Origin of the sequence: Bacillus paranthracis (genome assembly GCF_001883995.1) — a bacterium.
GTDB classification, from domain to species: Bacteria; Bacillota; Bacilli; order Bacillales; family Bacillaceae_G; genus Bacillus_A; species Bacillus_A paranthracis.
Map to the genome: position 1 here is coordinate 1 of NZ_MACE01000063.1, position 208 is coordinate 208.

Sequence of the window (208 nt, forward strand, 5' to 3'; positions counted from 1 at the left end):
TGGAGCTACAGGAGCTACTGGATCTACTGGACCTACAGGAGCTACAGGAGCTACAGGAGCTACTGGACCTACAGGAGCTACTGGACCTACTGGATCTACTGGACCTACAGGAGCTACAGGAGCTACTGGACCTACAGGAGCTACAGGAGCTACTGGATCTACTGGACCTACTGGAGCTACTGGATCTACTGGACCTACTGGACCTACT

Annotated in this window: 1 protein-coding gene; it reads left to right on the forward strand. The window is 53.4% G+C overall.

Annotated features, from left to right (window positions below):
• The coding region (locus tag BAQ46_RS23645) for a hypothetical protein (protein ID WP_211275848.1) at positions 1 to 208 on the forward strand (208 nt) is incomplete at both ends.